We start from the raw sequence: 17687 nt of genomic DNA, 5'->3' as shown, positions 1-17687 counted from the left end.
TCCCCTGGAAGGCTCCGGAGACGTGTAAAGTAAAATGACGAGACAATCCCAGCTCTGAGAATCATCTCTGAGCTGGGATTGTCTATGCGCCGTTACGTTTGACGCTTACAAAGGTAACTTCTAGCTTTAACACTTACAAAAGCCCGCACTGGTATACCAGTACGGGCTTTTGATATATAAACAGATAATTCTTAATTATCTGCCAATCTGCCAAAATACTTTTATGCTAGGATGAGAGATGCAAAATGACAATTAAGTACAATAAAAGGACTTCCAAACAACGAAAGCTCGTTGTCTACAGCATAATTGGAGGAATAACTCTTGCCGCCAATATAGCAAGTTTCGTTTGTACACTCATCAGTTCTGCTAGCTATTCATCAATTAGCACATTAACTGCATCCATCGCAAGTTTTGTAATTAGCTGTATTAGTATTTTATATTGTGTCGTACAGGACATTCGCCAAACCTCGCAAACACCTCCCGATAGGTTTGTCTTCAAAAACAAAAAAGACATACCGTTTGTAGATAGAGAAGAACTTATTGAGGAAGTGTTGGCTGGTATCTCTCAAAAAATCACTGCTCATCAAAATTACTACTCCAAGAGCATTCGGTACGGTGTACGAAATGGGAAAACCGCTTTTGCGCAAAGGGTATGTGCGGAGCTTCAAGAAATAAAAAACAAACGACAGAGAGGTTCTTTTCAATTTGATCCTAAGATAGCTTCAAAATTTGGAAATATAATTTTGGTTGATTATACAACCTACAAAGATTCTTTCGAAATTCACATCAAATCAGACTATGAATATATTAGAGGCAAAATTAATCTTGTTGTAGTTACTAATGTTCAGAATCAGGAATTCCCCTGGAGCGACAATTTAAAAGACCCAGACATCTTCTTCGTTCTTTTGAACTTTAATAATATTTCAGCTGATTCCCTCCTTTTTCCCGATGACAAAATAGTGGAATTGTTGCATGAACTGCAGAGTGTTCCTTCTTTCGCACAATTATTGCAAGACAAATCGCAAAGCCAAATTGATTTTATGGCAGAAAAATTGGGGCGACTCTCACATAATAATATTGGGACAATCGTTGACTTACTTATATCCAACGATTTTTCCCTTCTGATGGAAATGGACGCTTCGTTTGTAGAGTTTTATCTGGCGTTAAGACAAGGGCAGTATGCAAAAGCCACAAAACTTTATAATGATTTGCCACTACCGTCTCCTCAAAATAGGGCTTTAGTGTACAAAACGAGATATGAAAAAGCAAATTTGGATCATTTCCTCGGAAAGTACAACGATGCATACGAATCGCTGATTTGCTTACTGGCCGAAATCTGCAATAGAGACACATTTATAAATAGTAACATTGGCAAAGCCATGTACTTTGATATCATTTTGCTACAGTCGCATATTCTAAAACATCTTGGTCGCTTTGAAGATTCGATTAAAGTGTTGCAGCAAGTTGGAACTCAAGATCGAAACACGGTTTGGCTAAGAGCTCACTTTTCTGTTATAATATTGCGATTAAATGAGATTGTTCAACCATCCGCCGAATGGGGGAGGCTGTTAAGCAACCTCGAATCAATGATGGAGCAATTCCGAAATGCACGTAAATTAGTTAATTCAAGTTACTATTATTATGAAACCTATTATCCAATTGTTGACTTTTATTCAAAACGTTTTGACCATTCCTTGATTCCAAGTCTTATTAAACAGGAAGAAAGTGCTATTGCATATTATGAAGTTGAAGAGCGGAGATATTTGACAAATTGTTATTTTATTAAAGCAGAGTTTCTAAGAATTAGCGAGCAGTGGAAAGAGGCCGAAAAGTATTACACATTATGTTATGACATATGTACAAACAATGGAGATAAGGACATCCTTTATCTAATTGCGATTACTTGCAAATGTCTCCAACGATTTGAAAATGTCCAACCTAAAATTCCATTTGATTGGGATAATACCATATCAGAATGTAAACAACGGGAAGGCTATGGATTCCATCATAGACTAATTTCCACTATGGAACTCGCAATAGAAAATGCAGAATATCGTAGCAATTGGTTAGCCCACTATCGGTCTACGATTACTCCAATTCCATGAATAGAGTATCAATAACATATTGGTCTGTTTTCAGCTGTGCCAACTGCGCTTTTATGGACATGATTTCTGATTTCTTTGCCGGAGAACGAAGTATGAGATAAAGCAAACGGGCAAGTTCAGGAATATGCTTATCAAACCCATAACGAGCTATCTCCTGAACACCTACTCGAAATCCAGTTAAGTAATTTGTTTTGCGCTTGTTCAACGTAATACCATAGTTTCGGAATTGAGCATAGGTGAAATCCACCTTGTCCAAGGGATGCTCAATAAATAGTTGATGTGTATGTGAAAATGAGCTATCAGTAGTATGTTTTACAGGGATATCATATTCATTTAATGCCGCGCCTAAAGCATTAGCGATACAAACTGTCTTGCTGGCGTAGTCATTCCCAAATTTAAGCATCTCTAGCATAGTTAGACATACGCTTGTAATATTATTGATTTGGACATTTCTTAAGAAATTAGGTGATATGTTCTGGTTTACTTTTTGAATATAGCCGTCATTGTTTGTGGCGACATATCCGCAAGTTACGCTTGGAAACGTCTTGTGTGTTCCTCCAATTATAATGGTATTGTCATAGACACTCAAAGGATTAGGAAGAACCTTCCCTGCAATCAACCCTAAAGTTTGTGTTGCATCATATATGATTCCAACGTGGGGAGGTAGTTTGATTAATTTCAACTCAGGTGGCTGTATGACATCGGACTGACAAAAGAACAGAAAAGATATTGTATCATCATGTGCCAGTATATAATTGAGTTTGTCATAATCTATTTGCATGAGAGAATAGTTATAAGGAATAGACTCGTACCGAACCCCAAGATTTGTGCACAACTTAGGTAGCGACCCGTGTCCTCCTGATTGAGGATCTGTGATGAGTATCTTCGTCTCCTTATCAATCAATGTCATTAGGATAAGAGCTACAGTGTTCATACCGGTTAAACTGCGGAAGTCATTATACTTTGCACCAAACAAGTCGGCCGCCATGTCGTTGGCAAGCAATAAAATTTTTTCCAAATAGTCACTCCCAATAAAATCTTTCTCTCGGTCTCGATTAATGTATCCGGATATATATTTTCCTTCATATTTGGAAATGAGGCCTTGCTTTACAAAGGGAGAAACATAGTTTTCCGCTGCACAAAGGGGAATTTTTGAACGATCGAACTCCCCGTATTCGTCGTATAATGAAACCAGTCTATCATAATAACTATTATAGTTCATATGGATTCCCTCGCTTTTTCCTATTATCCCAATAACACCACTGCAGAGCAGTAATATCTTGAAGCGGCAGATAATTAAGAATTATCTACTATAATATATCATAGCAGATAATTAGATTCTAGGCGTATTTCTAAATTATCGTCTGTTTTCAAGTAATATCCATCTCATCCAGTACAAGAAAAAGGCCTATCCTTTTCGATCTGCCGGATCTCCCAGTTCAGTAGGTCATAGGCAATACGGGTCTTGATCCTTTGGTTGTCCATGATTTTTGTTAGATTGCCTGCCGCATCGTAGCCGAATTCCGTCCGGTTGTCGATGCCGTCGTAGGCATAGCTGGTTCGGTTCAGGAACGCGTCTCCGGAATGGACGGTCAACCCTGTCAGGTTCTTGTCCATGGCATAGGCGCACTCCTGCCGGATGGGGCCATGGATCTCACAGTCGTAGATCAGTGCCAGCAGTGTGCGACCGCTGACACTCTTGCAGGTCATGCGCTCTATGACGTCATACTCATAAGCGTACCGCATTCCCTTAGAAATGGCGCACTTGAATAAGCCCTTTGTGATGGGCTGGAAGAACTGGCTCTTTTCCAACACTTCTACTGGCGCAGTTCAACACTGAAAGCTACAGCCCGATTGCAACTGCAAAGGAGAATGACCTGGATTCCTACCGATACCTAGTTTGGTTGCTAAACAACGCGCCTGATCTGAGCTAAACAGAGGAGATCTGTGTAGAGACATTCCTCTCGGTGAACGCGCCCCTTGAATGCAGAATTCCTAAACCAAATAAAAATGCCAACCGCCATCTCATTGCCTATGCGCTGAGATGGCGGCCTTTTATACACCGGGAGATTTGACGGTTACCCAAGAACTGCTAGAGTTACGGTTCTCGGCAACCTTTTTTAATGTGCCCATTTCCTGTTTTGGGTAAAAACTACATTTTGCAATAGGGCTTTTAGGATTCAATTACTCTTTATTTTCCGGTAACGTAAACTGTCTTGCTTCTAGTATCACGACCGGCATCATTTTCTGCGAAAACGGTTACAACCACTTTATATCTAGCTCCTGCCTCTGCATTGCAGTAAATTGTGTTTGTATAAGTAAAGCTGTTATATTGGCTCATACCTGTATCATATTCATCTTTTGACTCTGAAAGAACCCACTGAGAACCAGATTGCTTATAAACATCAATACTCTCACATCCAAGTTTATTGGCAATGCCATCCCCTATGACAGAAAATTTGACATTTATTGCGCTGTTACGCGAATCGACGTTTATAAGGTATGCACTGATTTGATCACTAGCCTTGGAGCTGTCAGCAGATATCGGGATAGTAAAAGAAAATATACAAATTACAGTCAAAAGTAGGGATAACAAATGTTTCTTTTTCAGCATAGTCTACACCTCATAAAAAGATTGAATCAGTTCTATTATATCAACAGTGGGAGAATCTACGAATAAAGCGTATTCTAAATAACCATTAACCCATGTTGCAGTGGTACTGTCATTGTTGTTGAAGATGTAATGAGTAATTCCATTATACTCATACTGTTTCACATCACTGGCATCTTTTTCGTATACATACTCAATTTCACCAAAGTATTGCGTTACATTAAATCCAATATAATCCGACTCCTCTGTATAAATGATACTAAAACTTACACAGTTGGTTTCGGGATCAATTTCCATAAAAGGTTCTTCCGGTTTAAAACCGAGTGGAATTTTAGGATAACACAGAGGTAATCCGCGCTTTTCCAATTCTTTCTGTAGTTCTTGATACTCTTCTGGAATATCAGGTATGGAGAAGTTTCCATCTTCTTCTGCTCTAAGGACAGGGTTCTCTGAGGTATCACTAGGAAGATCGCCGAAACTAAACGCGCTCTCACTCCAACGTGCTATTGCTTCAAATATATCAATTCCAGCAGCCTGAACTGCTGCCATGCCACAGAGCAAGCAAACAATTATTATAACCGCCACCAGACTTATGCGCATTGTACCGCGCAGCTGCACTCGATTATGTCTTAGTGGTATTTGTTGTGCCGTGTTTTTCGACAAAGATTGAACTCTTTTCTGAAAGGCAGAATAAGATTTTTTTGCATCTGGATACTTAGGCATAGGGGCCTTTCGATCCAATGCATCAAGATACGCATCAATCACGGCGGGATCATAGTTATCCTCCGTCATGATGGACAGCGCATCTTCCATAGCCTGCTCTAGTTCAGAAGGGGACATGGAATCGAGACGTTCTGCGGATATGTCAAGACAAGCAGGTTTACTGAACCGATTAGTATGATGATTCAAAGGAGAATCCATAGCAGCCCCCTTCTTCCCCTTCTATTATTATATGTCGTAAACAGAGGTATTTGTTGCAGCATAGTTTAAAAATTTTTATCGAGACTTTATGTATACTAAGACTGTTGCAAAAGTTCTTTGCATCGCATTACCGCACGGGATACTCGGCTTCGACAGCTAGAGGTTGAGATTCCAAGGCGGTCTGCGATTTTGTCGTAGTCCATATTTTGTTCAAAACGCCAACGAAGAATTTCACAATCTTGCTTTGACAACTGTTTTGGTAAAATCTCCTCTATGGAATTGAGATGGCTTTCTCCAGCCACATCCAAAAGAGAATCTAACGATATTTGAGGATGATTTTTCAAGCGGCGCTGTTCGTTGAGAGCTAAATTTTGAAGTGCACGCATGAGCCATCCTTCTGGTGATGGGTGAAGTGCCAGTTTCTCTTTTTGAAACAGAGCCAGCAGAAAAGTATCTTGCACCAGTTCTTCCGCTGTTTCTACATTTCCCACCATCCGATATGCTACGCGCAGCATTTTATCGTGCAGCATCTCATATAGCTCTTGAAATGAGCGATTGGTTTGGCTCAAAGCAGTTGTCACCTCGGGTTTTTTATTCTTGAAGGTCAAATTCAGACAGCATAGAACAAAACTGAACCATAAGCTCAACCTTTTTCATATCCATATCTGCCATAGTATCCAATAGACGTTGTTGTAAGATGCTTTGTTTGGCTCCTGTGAGTGTGGTACCCAAAAGTGAATTACAGTCTGTTTGCAGAGCATTGGCGATGGCAATTAAGGTTGGTAGGCTGACTTGAGTATGAGCGTTCTCTATATGGCTAATATGCTGGTCAGAAACCTGAATTAACTCAGCAAGTTGTTTTTGCTTTAAGCCTTTTGAAAGCCGATATCGGCGGACATTTCGGCCAATTTCTTGATAATCTAATTCCATGTGCCATATTCCTCCGTGAATTTAAAAGAAAAAGGCGAAAGTATCTTTGATAGATATGGTATCGCAAATTGTAACACTTGATAATGGATTGCAGAGGCTTTATTGCCTTTATAAATACATTTTTTAAAAAATTGTAAATTTGTGCAACGAAAGCACTCATTTTAGACATACATATACTGGAGGGAAAAAAGGAAAACTGTGGTGAAAAAAGGAAGAAGTGCCGAAACCCCTCGATAAATCTATATTTTAGTCTGTTATGTTCTGATTTGCCTTCAAACTAGTATGTATCCTTTATTGCTTTTAATGCGAAAACTGCATTATTATTCCATAAAGCATCCTAAAAAATAGAATACCTTGCCGAGGGAGGAGTTGCGCAGCGCATGAAACGAGTGTTCTGTTTTTTTGGCATGGTGATGGCTACACTTTCTTTAGTGCTATGCCAAGTTGTATCCGCAGCAGAGCTGCAAAATGATAATAATGACCATTCTGTACAAAAGGCCATTGTGTTTGCTGTTGATGCCAGCAATAGCATGAATGGAAATGATAGAAATCGTTTTGCCATTGACAGCATTGCACAACTCATTTACAGTCTTCCATCTAATTATTATGTAGGTGTGGTTGCGTATAATACCGATGTCATCGCAGCTGTGGGAATGTCAGACAGTGAAAACAGAGATAGTATTATGGCAGCAGCTAATTCTGTGCGTTACATAGGTTATACCAACGCAGGAGCAGGATTAACTAAGGCTATGGAACTACTAGACACCATAGACGCTGCAGAAAAAACAGTTGTGATGCTTTCTGATGGCGAAATCATTATGCAAGATGACACAGCTACTGCGCTTTCCTCCAGCCAGTTTCAAGCAGCGGTTACCCAGGCCAAAGAAAAGCAGGTTGTAATTCATGTGATTGGTCTTGGGGCTGACATGGAAAATAAGGAGAACACTATCTTTTCGGCCTCTGCGGAGACAGGCGGGAGTAATTACCATGCTCCAAAAGCAGAGGATATCCAACAGGCAGTGGACTCTATTCTTCTGGATCAACTGCATATTAAAAAAACAACTGCGGCCATTGTGGACGCGGATGGCGGAACAGAGACACTGGATATTAACATTCCTACCTCTAATGCTACAAATGCAAGAATTTTGTTCATTAGTGATAACCCCATAGAAAATTTGAATGCAGATTTTAATGCGGGTAATGTTCGTCAAGTCTCTGGAGCGCATTACACATTGCTAGAACTGAATCATCCCAGTGCGGAGAAGGTGCATGTCAGTTTTCAGGGAAATGCAGGAAGTCAGGTCAAGGTAGATGTCATCACAGAGTACTATCTAACAATGATTCCACAGGTAGTCTATGATGACGTTGCACCAAATGAAGAAGATGCTACTCATTATGAGCGTACCGCACAGATCAATGTGTCTTTTTATGATATAGAGAATCCAGAAAGGCAAGTGTTAACGGATTCAGTTTTTGAAGGTAAGTCTCTGTCAGGAACTATTGATGGACAAGAGTGGTCTGGATCATTTAAGTCTGGTATAGTATCTCTTCCACCGCAAAGTGATATAGCAGAAAATCAAACGGCGGAAATTGTCGTCGCTTTTGATAATTTGGAAACCAACATAATTGTACAGCAGCCCTTAACAGTGTCATTGGACGGAGCTCCAGAACTTCCGGTACTCCCAGAACCTCCGGATTACCGGCCAGTGATTATTGGGGGGATAATAGGAATCCTACTCGTTGCCCTGCTGCTTGTTTATCTGGTAGTTGGGCACAAAAGAAGAAAACCACGAACCATTCCTGATCCACCGCCCCCTGAGCCTAGTAAATATGACTACACAGGACGTCTCAATATCTATATTACCCAAACAAAATCCGGTCGGGATATACCTCCCCTCACTTATAATCTGTTCCGTATTCCTGGTGGCAAAGTTTTGTCGCTCCAGGAGATCTTAGATGGCTGTGATGTCAGTGAACCGATGGAAGGAGCAGACCGGATCTACTTCAAAGCTGGTGCTGGTCGTTGCTTGGTTTTATCTAATGACTCAGATTGTACCATCATGCAAAACAGAGAAATTTTGCTGAAAGGCCGTAGTTATTTAATTGGTTTGGACTCGAAAGTAGATATCACTTTTGAAGATGAAATTACAGAGATGGCACTTCAATATCGTGAAGTCCGTCCTAATGAGTTAAGAAATTACGCACACACTTGAGATGTTTGGCTCAGTTTAGTGTAGAAAACAAACTGCAAGGAGAGTGGTTAGAGTGACTATCATTAACCAAACAAACAGGACCTTATTGTTAGAGGAAATCAATCCTGAAAAGTTGGATCTGTTGACATTGATTGGCGATGTTAAGGGTATTGACAGCCTCAGTGACGACAAAATCAAAGAGATTAATCAGCACCTGGAGTGCCGGAGCTATGAAGAATTCCAGGAAAAATTTGCCCCCTGTATTTACTCTTTTTTTGATGCCAACTCGCAAGCGGTCAAGTACACTCTAAAAAAGCCGGAAAATATTCCAGATAGTATGCTTACCGAGATTCCTTTAAACCAGGGCAATGATTTCTTGAAAATGCTTTTCACACTGATGGAATCTAAGAAATCCCAGGGAGTTTTGAATGTGGATTTTGGCTTTGAAAATCTGCTGGATATGATCTCTCCTAAAAAAGTCATGGATGACATCCGCCAAGTGCGTAAGGAAATTCGTTATAACTATGCCAAATATGCAGAACTGGAAGATGGTGATCCTGCTAAATTAGATGTAGGCGACAAACTTAACACACTGTTTGAGGAAGCCAGTAACAATTATAACAATGTTATGGCTATGTTGCCTCTTGCAATTGAGGATATCAAAACCCGACTGTTGCTGGGTACTGGAGACCAAAAGGGAAACAACAATCAAATTGCTCTGGGTATGCTTACTATGGGCGATAAGGGTGAGCTCAAAGTATTGGAAGCACCTAAGCAGGAGTCCACTGCATTGGCTACTGTGGATGATAATATCAACACGGGGTTGGTTGCTGCACTGGAGGAGGACTATCAAGCCATTAACGAGTCACCCTCCGATTATGTACAGAGCTTGGTAGTGCGTACTTTCTGTCCGTTGTCATCTACCACTCAGTCTAAGATTGACGTTCCAACCGAAGTGGCAAACTACAATTCTTATCTTCAGTTTTATAAGAATGCAAAAGATGATTTCATCAAAGTGGTCAAGCCCCTGGTAGAAAAGCTTCTTGGGATTAAAATGTTCTTTGACCAGTACAAGTGCAAAACTAAGGGAATGATTCCTACTTTGGTGGTGGCAAATCTGAAGCCGGAGATGTTGGCAAAGAGCAGCAGCCTGCCTATGTTTCATGCGTATCTTAACACTGTGAACAGTAAAAACAATTTTAAAAATACCATCTGGTATGCCATCTTTCCCAACCTCTCCATTACCCTTCAAGCTGGTTCAAAGCTGCGCCGCGAGCGTTTTGCTGGCAATGTTCATAAGATTAATGAGGATGTGAACAGTCTGGAAACGCTCTCTTCTTTGCTGGATGTACTCAAAGACTACCGCGTAGAAACTTTCTTCTCTTTTGAGTCCAGAGAAGAGACAACCTTTAATGCGGTGGCAGCGGAAGGAATTCAGAAATTTATTGATCGCTGTGAACCGCTGGTGGGTAAACCATATAGCGAATTTGCAGTTCCGTGTCTGCCTAACTTTACTGTAATTCCCAAAAATAAATCCGGGGTTACATTGGATAAATTGATGACGATTTCTGAAGACAGTACCAGTGCTCAGCTTTCTGAAGCGAAGGAAGATGTGATGCGGCTGTGGATTGAAGGTGTATATATCAATGCCGCGTATATTGCTGCCGGTTTTCGCGCTGCCTGTCAGTGCCCTGAATATCTAAAAGATCACTACCGCCGATTGAAAGTTGATTCTGAGCTTCCTGGTGTTCGCTATGATGTAGAGGCTGGGAACCATGCACTTTGCACCCGCACTACCATGCCTAAAGAAATCACCGGATTTACCAACTCCATCAAAGATCAAATCAATCGTAAAAACTTCGGTTGGATTTTTGCTTCGGAAAATGCAGTTTTGGATGGTCAGGATATTAAACAAATTACTGTATATAAAGCGCGTAACCTGCTCTATGATCCTGACAAGTCCATTTATGAGCCTGCATACAAAACACAGGTGACAACTTATATTGAGCGTATCCTGCGACATGCTACTGGAGACTTCAAGCAGGATAATATTGTCCAGTTCTTCTCCAATAATCCGAAGAGTCAGAAAAGTTTGTGGTTGGCAAAGAAGGACTGCGTAAATGCTGTGCTGGAAGAGGGCGACAATCTTGACTATACTATTGATGAGAGTACCGGTATCTGCGATCTGACCATCTATTTTGATGGCAACGCTCGAAATCTGGAAGTCTTGATCAGCCGCATTTCTTCTAAATAAATGTAAACGGAGGTAAACTGTTATGGGATTCAGACTGCAAATCGACGGGGCAGGTCCTGTCAAACTTACTGAGCGCGCCATTACTAAAGTAACCTTTGGGAGTGAAATTCCTGAGGATTCTAATGCCCGCGCTACTGACAATGGTGCATCCATCCGGATTTGGGGAAAGCTGCTGTTCTCCTTAGGCGGAGAAGAGCAGGATTCCACACTCAATCTGGCTCAGTGGAGCCTGGTACCCAGCGAATCTGCGGACAGCTATCGTACGGTTCAGGTGGATGTGGTATCTGCCTCCCAGATTGTACGTCGTGTCACACTGCCCAATGCATTTGTGGTAGAATACTCCGAAGCTTTGGATGATGAAAGCGGAGTAGGTTCGTTCTATCTGCATGTGAAGCAGAAGAAGGATCAGACGGATAAGGTTACCATCGACGGCGAATTCAGCGCCTAATGCAGAAAGGAGTTGTGAACTATGTCTCTGAAAGTAACAATTGAGGGCCAGGGCTCTTTTGAAATTGCAAAAGAGTGTGTCAAAAAGGTCATCTATAAGACTGATATTCCTCAAGATTCCAACGCCCGCACCAAGGATGTAGGCAGTACATTGGAGATTTCCGGCAAAATTTTGACTGCGACTGATGGTGATCCCTTTGATTCCACACGTCAAATGGGTCTGTGGTCTATGGTACCCGCAGAGAACTCTGCCTGCTATCGTAAGGTTACGGTAGAGATTATTCAGGCCGGTATTGTGGAGCGGAAGTATTATTTCCCTAATGCATTTGTGGTGAACTATGATGAGGATTACGGCGATACGGATGGTGTCGGAACCTTCAAACTGACCATCAAGCAGAAGAAGGATAAGATCAGCGGAATCACGATCGAAGGTGGCTATCCCGCCACCGCTTGATGCCGTAGGGCTTCGTGTGACGCGGCATTTCGCATGAGAGGAGGGGGCGCGTCCGACTAGGTTGGGCGCGCCCTTCTTCCATAATATTCTGTTTGTGGTCTTTGTGAAAATACCGGACTGTGTATGCAGGAATTTTCACAAGGATCAGAGACCGAGAAGTGAGGAGGATTAAATTTCGATGAATGAATATTACCGAAAACTGGGCGTACAACCGAATGTATCACAAGATGACCTAAAAAAAGCGTATCGAGCTTTAGCGAAAGAGTGTCATCCTGACCTACACCCTGGTGATCATGCAGCGGAAACCCGTTTTAAGGAAATTAATGAAGCGTATGAGATTTTAAGCGACCCAGAAAAGCGAAAAAAATATGATGATCAACAGCAAGCCGCTCAACAGCGTGAGCCATTCAGAAAAAAAACGCAGGCTGCTATCCATACCCCCACCAACGGGCAAGTTGATTTTTCTCAAATGCAAAGTGGATTTGCACAGTTTTTTGGATTTGATCCCAAGACCGGGCAAGTAATCAATGAAGAGAAAGTCTCTGGAAAAAGAACAAACCCTCTGGATACCACAGACCTTTTTGAACGATTTATGGGATTTAAATAGTCAGTCTTTATACCAAAGTTTTTATTAAGGGAGAGTATAAGATGACAAGAAAAAGGGTGGTAGACTTTTTACTTGCATTGTTGGGTGGAGTAATTGCACTGATGGGATGTTTTTATGTGAAAGACTGGTATGTTTGGATTGTAGTAGCAGCTGGAATTATTCTAGCGGTTATATTTTTGATTTTAATGGTTCGGGACGGAACTCTGGGACCGGAGCCTCCTGTACATCCAGCAGATGAGCAAAACTTTATCTCAACAGAGAATTTGACAGAAATTGTTCTGTTAAATGAAGAGGACCAGCCGCTGACATACTGGACTTTGTATGGAAAAACAGGATTAGCCATTGGACGAGACTCTGGAGAAAATCAGGTTAATATCAATCTTTCCAGTTCGGCTTATGCAAGTACTGTAGAAGTAGAACATGCGGTTTTAAATTATGCAGCAGGGTGTTGGTACATTGAGGATCTAAGTTCAAAAAATGGAGTTAGTGTTCAAAAAAAAGACAAACGGAAATATAAACTAGCTCCAGGACAACCTTGTAGGCTTGCCTCCGGAGATATCCTCTACATTGGCCTTGTGCGACTAATGGTTAGATAAAAAATATAGAAAAGGAGATGGCCGTACGATGTCGGAATCTAATTTGATCCATTGCCAGAATGGTCATGTGTTTAGTAAAAAGAGACATGGAACCGTGTGCCCATATTGTAATGTGGAGACAGCAACCAAGGAAAAGCGAGAGATACAGCGTTCTGAAGTAGAGATTGAAGAAGATCTGTTCCGTGAAGATATTAAGCCGGTCTGCGGATGGATTGTTTGCATTGATGGTCCACGTCAAGGTAAGGATTATCAAATTGTGCAGGGCAAAAACTTTGTAGGCCGCGCTGATGATATGGATATTCAGATTTTAGGTGATAACGAGATTTCCCGCCGCAACCATGCTGTCATTGTCTTCGATCCCAAAAAGAAAGAGACAGTTTTGTTGCCCGGCGATTCTAATGGTATCGTTTATCTTAATGGAAATGCAGTATATGCGCCCAGTACACTTAATCGGTACGATGAAATAGAATTGGGGCAGTCAAAATTTCTGTTTTTACCATTCTGTGGTGAGCATTTTATGTGGGGGCAGAAGACAGAGTAATCAAATAAGGAGGCAAGGCATATGATTCCAGAATTCATTCTGGGCTGCCTGTGCACCGCTGCTGTGATTCTGCTGGTTATTCGGGTATCTATGGGTGGCGCAAAAAATTGTTACCATGGTCCGGATATTGGAAGTTCTATGACGATCGGTGGGCGTGAAGTACAGGAAGACTATGTGGGTACCTTGGCAAATACCACGGGACTAATTGCGGTTCTGGCGGATGGGATGGGAAAGGTATATGGTGCGCGCATTGCCAGTCGTACTGCAGTTGAAACTTTTTTAGATCTATTCCGAGACTACAATGCATTTGATAACCCCCAGTATTATTTCCGAAAAGCGTTTCATGCAGCTAATCGTGCTATTTTGAGAGAAGTTGGTGATGAAGGGTATGGAGCAGCAAGTGTAGGTGCAGCAATGATTCGAAAAAACTGGTTGTTCTATGCTGTTGTGGGAAATGTGAAACTATGTGTTTACCGCAATGGAGATTTGGTACCCGTTTCAGCTGGTCATACATTAGATGTACTTGCAGAGGAGACATTTCGGATTGGCAGGCTTTCACGGGAAGATGCATTGACCATGCTGGAAAATCATCGTTTATATAACTATTTGGGTCAAGATGGATTCAAAGATATAGAAATATTTGATCGTCCAATCGCATTGAAGAAAGGGGATATTATTGTTCTCATGAGCGATGGACTCTATGAACTGATTCCCTGGAAAGAGATTGAGGATATACTTTCCAGTGGGCAGGATTGTCAAAGCATGGCTTATTCTCTGGTTGAGAAAGTCAACCAGAGCTCTTTGCAAGATAAAGATAACGCTAGTGTAATCCTGCTGCGTTGGGACGGGAGCGAAAGCAGAACATGAGAAAACAGAACTCTACCTTCAAAACAGCATTTACTTCAGAAGCAGATCAGCATTTAAAGAATACAGATTCGTTTGGCTTTGTTGAGTTGGATAAATACGCTTGTTATGTAATTTCTGATGGGATTGATGACCAAGTAGATGCGATGAGTGCTAAATTAGCTGTGGATACGATTATCTCTGCATTCACAGAATCTCCCTCTATACAAAAGGGGGCATTGCTTCGTTATTTACGTGCGGCAAATCAGGCTTTGCTCACCGCGAATAGTAAGATGCATTTGAAAGCGTCTGTTACTGTTTTGGTAACAAACTATGTTAAATGTCGTTATGGGCAAGCGGGCAATACCAGATTTCGACTGTTTCGGGACGGATTTCTACGTATTCAATCTAAAGATCAGTCCCTAAGTATGGACTTGGTATCCGAAGAAAAACTGGATCCCGATAAGTTAACAAAGCATCAGGAGCGCCATAACCTCTACTGTTATCTGGGACAAGAAAAAGACTTTCACCCCTACATTTCTAAAAAATTTAAGCTCTCTGACTCTGATGCAGCTGCACTGTTAACACATGGAGTATGGGAACATGTGGATGATGGACTGCTAAAAGATGCCTTTGCTGACGCTTCTGACGACCCCCAAGAGACAGTAGATAGTGTGGAGGAATTGCTACTTTCCGGACAGCCTAAGGATCTTGGTACATACACATTTGCAGCAATCTTTTTTAATAAAATCTATAATGACCCAAATCGAAAACGGAAAATTAAAAGAGCAATTACCATTGCCATTCCGATTATTGTTGCTATTTTTGCTGTAACAGTTATTTTGATAGTACTATTCAATAACCGCCAGAAAAAGATAAAATCCATGGAACAGAGTTTCTATAACACAGTGGAGTATATACAGGCAGATAACTATATTCGTGCCAAAGAGGAGTGCCAGAACGCTTTGGATTTAGCCGAGTCTCTTCAAGACAAGGAAATCCAAGAGGACACTGAAAATTATATGAAACTCATCGAAAGTGTGATTGCTGGAGATGACGCTTTGACAAATGGACAATATAGCGACGCTCAACGCAATTTTATAAATGCAAGAAATCGGGCCCGCTATGCGGATAATGTGGGCTTGGATTATATTGATCAGCGCTTGGATCAAACAAGTCAGTATATGTCTGTCTATGAACTAATTTTTTTAGGAGATACTTTGGCACAGGATCTTCAATATGAAAAGGCAGAGGAACAGTACTTGAACGCCAAAGCACTGGCGGCAAAACTCTATTTTGATACTGGTCGGGACGATGCTATGGCCGCATTGGAGCAGTTGTACGCAGATCAAGAACAGCAACAACAGCAAGAGGCTGAGGATGCAAAAGAAAATGCGGAAGCACAGACTGCTGCAGCTAGTGTGACCTCGGAGGGTGATGCCGCATTCTCAAAAGGCGATTATGAAAGTGCAAAGGCCTTTTATACTACTGCGCTTCAGAAATATACCGCGCTGGAGGATCAGGCTCAAATCGATGCAATTAATACCAAATTGCAGGCAGCAGAAAACAAATTGGCAACCCAAGCAAAATTAGAAACAGAAGCAGAAGGGTATATACGGCAAGCTGAGAATGAATATGCGAGCAAGAACTATGTTCAGGCAAAAAAGTATTATCTTCTGGCAAAAGATGTATATGCGGAGTTAGAAAATGACAGTAAGGTATCTGAAATTACTCGTAAACTGGAACTGATTGAAATGGGGATCAGTGAGGAAGAACAGGCCGCACAGGAAGCACAAGAGGCCGCCAATCAAACGGAACAGAGTTCAAGTCCCCAGCAATCTTCAACACCAGATGCGGTTAGCTGAAGAGAGGAATTGAAATGGGCGAGAGCGTATTTGGAGCAGGCTTTGATTTACAGGATTATATCCATAAACGTTCTATGGATATTCAGGACCTAAAGGAACGAGCCTTATATCGACAGGTGACGAACACGATGATGGTAAGCCTGTTTCAGTATCTGACAGAAGAACAGAGTAAGCTGGAGCAACATATCTTATCAGAAGTTCAAAACCGAGAGAGTGACTTTCCAATTTATATTGGCATTGTAAACAGTAGATTTTATGATGCAAGTGATGGTTTTCTGACACCAATTTGTTCAGAAGATATCAATCAGGATCATCCCATGGTTTCTGAATGTCTGGATACAAAAGAGCCTGTGCCGGTGGAAAGAGTATTCCTGCGCCAAAACACTCAAGAAACGCTAAGATTTGAACAAGACGGAAGTGTGTACCATGGCACTGTGACTGTTGAAAAAGGTACATTCCCTGCCACATTCTCTATTAAAAGAAGCCAACGCTATCTGAATAAAATAGAACACCTTTATCAAATATTTCATGCAAACCATATTCCTTGGTCCACAGTTTGCGCAGCATACCTGTATAAAATGTTCGATGTTTACCTCTCTGACGCTGAGGGTATGGATCAATACATTGGGGAGAAAATTCTCGCTGTATCCGTTGATTTTGGAACCTATGATCCATTTCTTCAAAGGGGAATGCTTCCACTCTGGAATTTAAAAAATATTAAGGTGAGCACCAGTATGTATCCGTCTCCTTGCGTAGATCACATCCATTATGAACACCGGATTTTTGCTCATAGGCTGACACCAGACTGCAACTATCTTGTTGCTAATTTAGATCGTGTTTTGCAGAATGTTCGATTAGTAGATGGGGATATGCTTATTACCTGTCAGGAAAAAGGGCCTGCAAATTGGGAACTGATTCAAGTCAACCCAGAATCCCGTAAACTTCGTTATGAATACCAGCCATTAGTAAATCAGCCGGCGGCCAGTTTTGCCTCAAATCTGAGTTCCCTGTATCAACAAGGTGTAAAGACCCGAGGAGAACTTCGACGAGTTATTCTAAGCTTTGGATATGATAGCGTGGTTTCATTCCAAAATGTTGAATTGGGAATTCCAGAAAACAAAATACCGGAAACCTATGATATGGATCAGTTTATTACTGATGAATTACGGAAAAGGGAAAAACAGGAAACCATGATTCTCCATTTTACCGCTGCTGATCCAGGCAACTTCTTAAATATGGATATTATGAGTTTTCTCGTAACCAAAGCGCAAAAACTTTTTCCTGAGTATCACTGTGTTGGGGTATTGGATTGATGAGTATA

Annotated in this window: 17 protein-coding genes; 11 read left to right on the top strand and 6 right to left on the bottom strand. The window is 41.3% G+C overall.

Annotated features, from left to right (window positions below; genetic code table 11):
• The first annotated feature begins 245 nt into the window (after positions 1–245).
• Positions 246–2105: a hypothetical protein gene (locus B5F35_RS14065; RefSeq protein WP_087242048.1), complete on the top strand. Its 1860-nt coding sequence runs from the start codon at positions 246–248 to the stop codon at positions 2103–2105.
• Here B5F35_RS14065 and B5F35_RS14060 read toward each other — a convergent pair.
• The 6 genes from B5F35_RS14060 to B5F35_RS14035 all read right to left on the bottom strand — a co-directional run bounded on the left by B5F35_RS14060 (position 2089) and on the right by B5F35_RS14035 (position 6567).
• Positions 2089–3327, bottom strand: a complete 1239-nt coding sequence (locus B5F35_RS14060; RefSeq protein WP_087242046.1) for a PLP-dependent aminotransferase family protein — start codon at positions 3325–3327, stop codon at positions 2089–2091. The genes B5F35_RS14065 and B5F35_RS14060 overlap by 17 nt on opposite strands.
• A 164-nt stretch (positions 3328–3491) precedes the next feature.
• A complete protein-coding gene (locus tag B5F35_RS14055; RefSeq protein WP_087242044.1) occupies positions 3492–3917 on the bottom strand; it encodes a hypothetical protein in 426 nt (141 codons plus the stop codon).
• A gap of 379 nt (positions 3918–4296) precedes the next feature.
• Positions 4297–4719, bottom strand: a complete 423-nt coding sequence (locus B5F35_RS14050) for a hypothetical protein (RefSeq protein WP_087242042.1) — start codon at positions 4717–4719, stop codon at positions 4297–4299.
• Positions 4720–4722: 3 nt separating this feature from the next.
• On the bottom strand, positions 4723–5637 hold the full coding sequence (locus B5F35_RS14045; protein WP_087242040.1) for a hypothetical protein: 915 nt from the start codon (positions 5635–5637) through the stop codon (positions 4723–4725).
• A 95-nt stretch (positions 5638–5732) separates the two neighbouring features.
• The gene (locus B5F35_RS14040) at positions 5733–6206 is read right to left on the bottom strand and encodes an RNA polymerase sigma factor (RefSeq protein ID WP_087242038.1); all 474 of its coding nucleotides are present in this window, start codon (positions 6204–6206) and stop codon (positions 5733–5735) included.
• Between the two features lie 22 nt (positions 6207–6228).
• Entirely contained in the window at positions 6229–6567 is a 339-nt protein-coding gene (locus B5F35_RS14035) for a helix-turn-helix domain-containing protein (protein WP_087242037.1), read from the bottom strand.
• A gap of 380 nt (positions 6568–6947) precedes the next feature.
• Here B5F35_RS14035 and B5F35_RS14030 point away from each other — a divergent pair, with 380 nt between their 5' ends.
• From B5F35_RS14030 to B5F35_RS13985, 10 genes are all read left to right on the top strand, one after another.
• On the top strand, positions 6948–8780 hold the full coding sequence (locus tag B5F35_RS14030; RefSeq protein ID WP_087242035.1) for a vWA domain-containing protein: 1833 nt from the start codon (positions 6948–6950) through the stop codon (positions 8778–8780).
• A gap of 52 nt (positions 8781–8832) precedes the next feature.
• The gene (locus tag B5F35_RS14025) at positions 8833–11013 is read left to right on the top strand and encodes a transcriptional regulator (RefSeq protein WP_087242033.1); all 2181 of its coding nucleotides are present in this window, start codon (positions 8833–8835) and stop codon (positions 11011–11013) included.
• Positions 11014–11035: 22 nt separating this feature from the next.
• Positions 11036–11461 carry a hypothetical protein gene (locus B5F35_RS14020; RefSeq protein ID WP_087242031.1) on the top strand — a complete coding sequence of 142 codons (426 nt, stop codon included), beginning with the start codon at positions 11036–11038 and terminating at the stop codon, positions 11459–11461.
• Between the two features lie 21 nt (positions 11462–11482).
• Complete coding sequence (locus tag B5F35_RS14015; protein WP_087242030.1) at positions 11483–11914, top strand: membrane-associated protease 1; 432 nt, start codon at positions 11483–11485, stop codon at positions 11912–11914.
• A 178-nt stretch (positions 11915–12092) separates the two neighbouring features.
• Complete coding sequence (locus B5F35_RS19690) at positions 12093–12521, top strand: J domain-containing protein (protein WP_087242028.1); 429 nt, start codon at positions 12093–12095, stop codon at positions 12519–12521.
• Between the two features lie 41 nt (positions 12522–12562).
• Entirely contained in the window at positions 12563–13117 is a 555-nt protein-coding gene (locus tag B5F35_RS14005; RefSeq protein ID WP_087242026.1) for an FHA domain-containing protein, read from the top strand.
• Positions 13118–13145: 28 nt separating this feature from the next.
• Positions 13146–13658 (top strand): FHA domain-containing protein, encoded by a 513-nt coding sequence (locus tag B5F35_RS14000; RefSeq protein ID WP_087242024.1) that lies wholly within the window; start codon positions 13146–13148, stop codon positions 13656–13658.
• A 21-nt stretch (positions 13659–13679) separates the two neighbouring features.
• Complete coding sequence (locus B5F35_RS13995; protein ID WP_087242022.1) at positions 13680–14525, top strand: PP2C family protein-serine/threonine phosphatase; 846 nt, start codon at positions 13680–13682, stop codon at positions 14523–14525.
• A complete protein-coding gene (locus B5F35_RS13990; protein WP_087242020.1) occupies positions 14522–16366 on the top strand; it encodes a PP2C family protein-serine/threonine phosphatase in 1845 nt (614 codons plus the stop codon). Before B5F35_RS13995 ends, B5F35_RS13990 begins: the two co-directional genes overlap by 4 nt.
• Before the next feature lie 14 nt (positions 16367–16380).
• The gene (locus B5F35_RS13985; protein ID WP_087242018.1) at positions 16381–17679 is read left to right on the top strand and encodes a hypothetical protein; all 1299 of its coding nucleotides are present in this window, start codon (positions 16381–16383) and stop codon (positions 17677–17679) included.
• Positions 17680–17687: the final 8 nt, after the last annotated feature.

Origin of the sequence: Anaeromassilibacillus sp. An200, assembly GCF_002160025.1 — a bacterium.
Classification (GTDB): Bacteria; Bacillota; Clostridia; order Oscillospirales; family Acutalibacteraceae; genus Caccousia; species Caccousia stercoris.
This window is presented reverse-complemented; position numbering and strand designations above follow the sequence as displayed.

Coding starts and splice junctions, on each gene's coding strand:
- B5F35_RS14065 (WP_087242048.1), top strand. CDS start 246: ATGACAATTAAGTACAATAAAAGGACTTCCAAACAACGAAAGCTCGTT.
- B5F35_RS14060 (WP_087242046.1), bottom strand. CDS start 3,327: ATGAACTATAATAGTTATTATGATAGACTGGTTTCATTATACGACGAA.
- B5F35_RS14050 (WP_087242042.1), bottom strand. CDS start 4,719: ATGCTGAAAAAGAAACATTTGTTATCCCTACTTTTGACTGTAATTTGT.
- B5F35_RS14045 (WP_087242040.1), bottom strand. CDS start 5,637: ATGGATTCTCCTTTGAATCATCATACTAATCGGTTCAGTAAACCTGCT.
- B5F35_RS14035 (WP_087242037.1), bottom strand. CDS start 6,567: ATGGAATTAGATTATCAAGAAATTGGCCGAAATGTCCGCCGATATCGG.
- B5F35_RS14030 (WP_087242035.1), top strand. CDS start 6,948: ATGAAACGAGTGTTCTGTTTTTTTGGCATGGTGATGGCTACACTTTCT.
- B5F35_RS14020 (WP_087242031.1), top strand. CDS start 11,036: ATGGGATTCAGACTGCAAATCGACGGGGCAGGTCCTGTCAAACTTACT.
- B5F35_RS14015 (WP_087242030.1), top strand. CDS start 11,483: ATGTCTCTGAAAGTAACAATTGAGGGCCAGGGCTCTTTTGAAATTGCA.
- B5F35_RS19690 (WP_087242028.1), top strand. CDS start 12,093: ATGAATGAATATTACCGAAAACTGGGCGTACAACCGAATGTATCACAA.
- B5F35_RS14005 (WP_087242026.1), top strand. CDS start 12,563: ATGACAAGAAAAAGGGTGGTAGACTTTTTACTTGCATTGTTGGGTGGA.
- B5F35_RS14000 (WP_087242024.1), top strand. CDS start 13,146: ATGTCGGAATCTAATTTGATCCATTGCCAGAATGGTCATGTGTTTAGT.
- B5F35_RS13995 (WP_087242022.1), top strand. CDS start 13,680: ATGATTCCAGAATTCATTCTGGGCTGCCTGTGCACCGCTGCTGTGATT.
- B5F35_RS13990 (WP_087242020.1), top strand. CDS start 14,522: ATGAGAAAACAGAACTCTACCTTCAAAACAGCATTTACTTCAGAAGCA.
- B5F35_RS13985 (WP_087242018.1), top strand. CDS start 16,381: ATGGGCGAGAGCGTATTTGGAGCAGGCTTTGATTTACAGGATTATATC.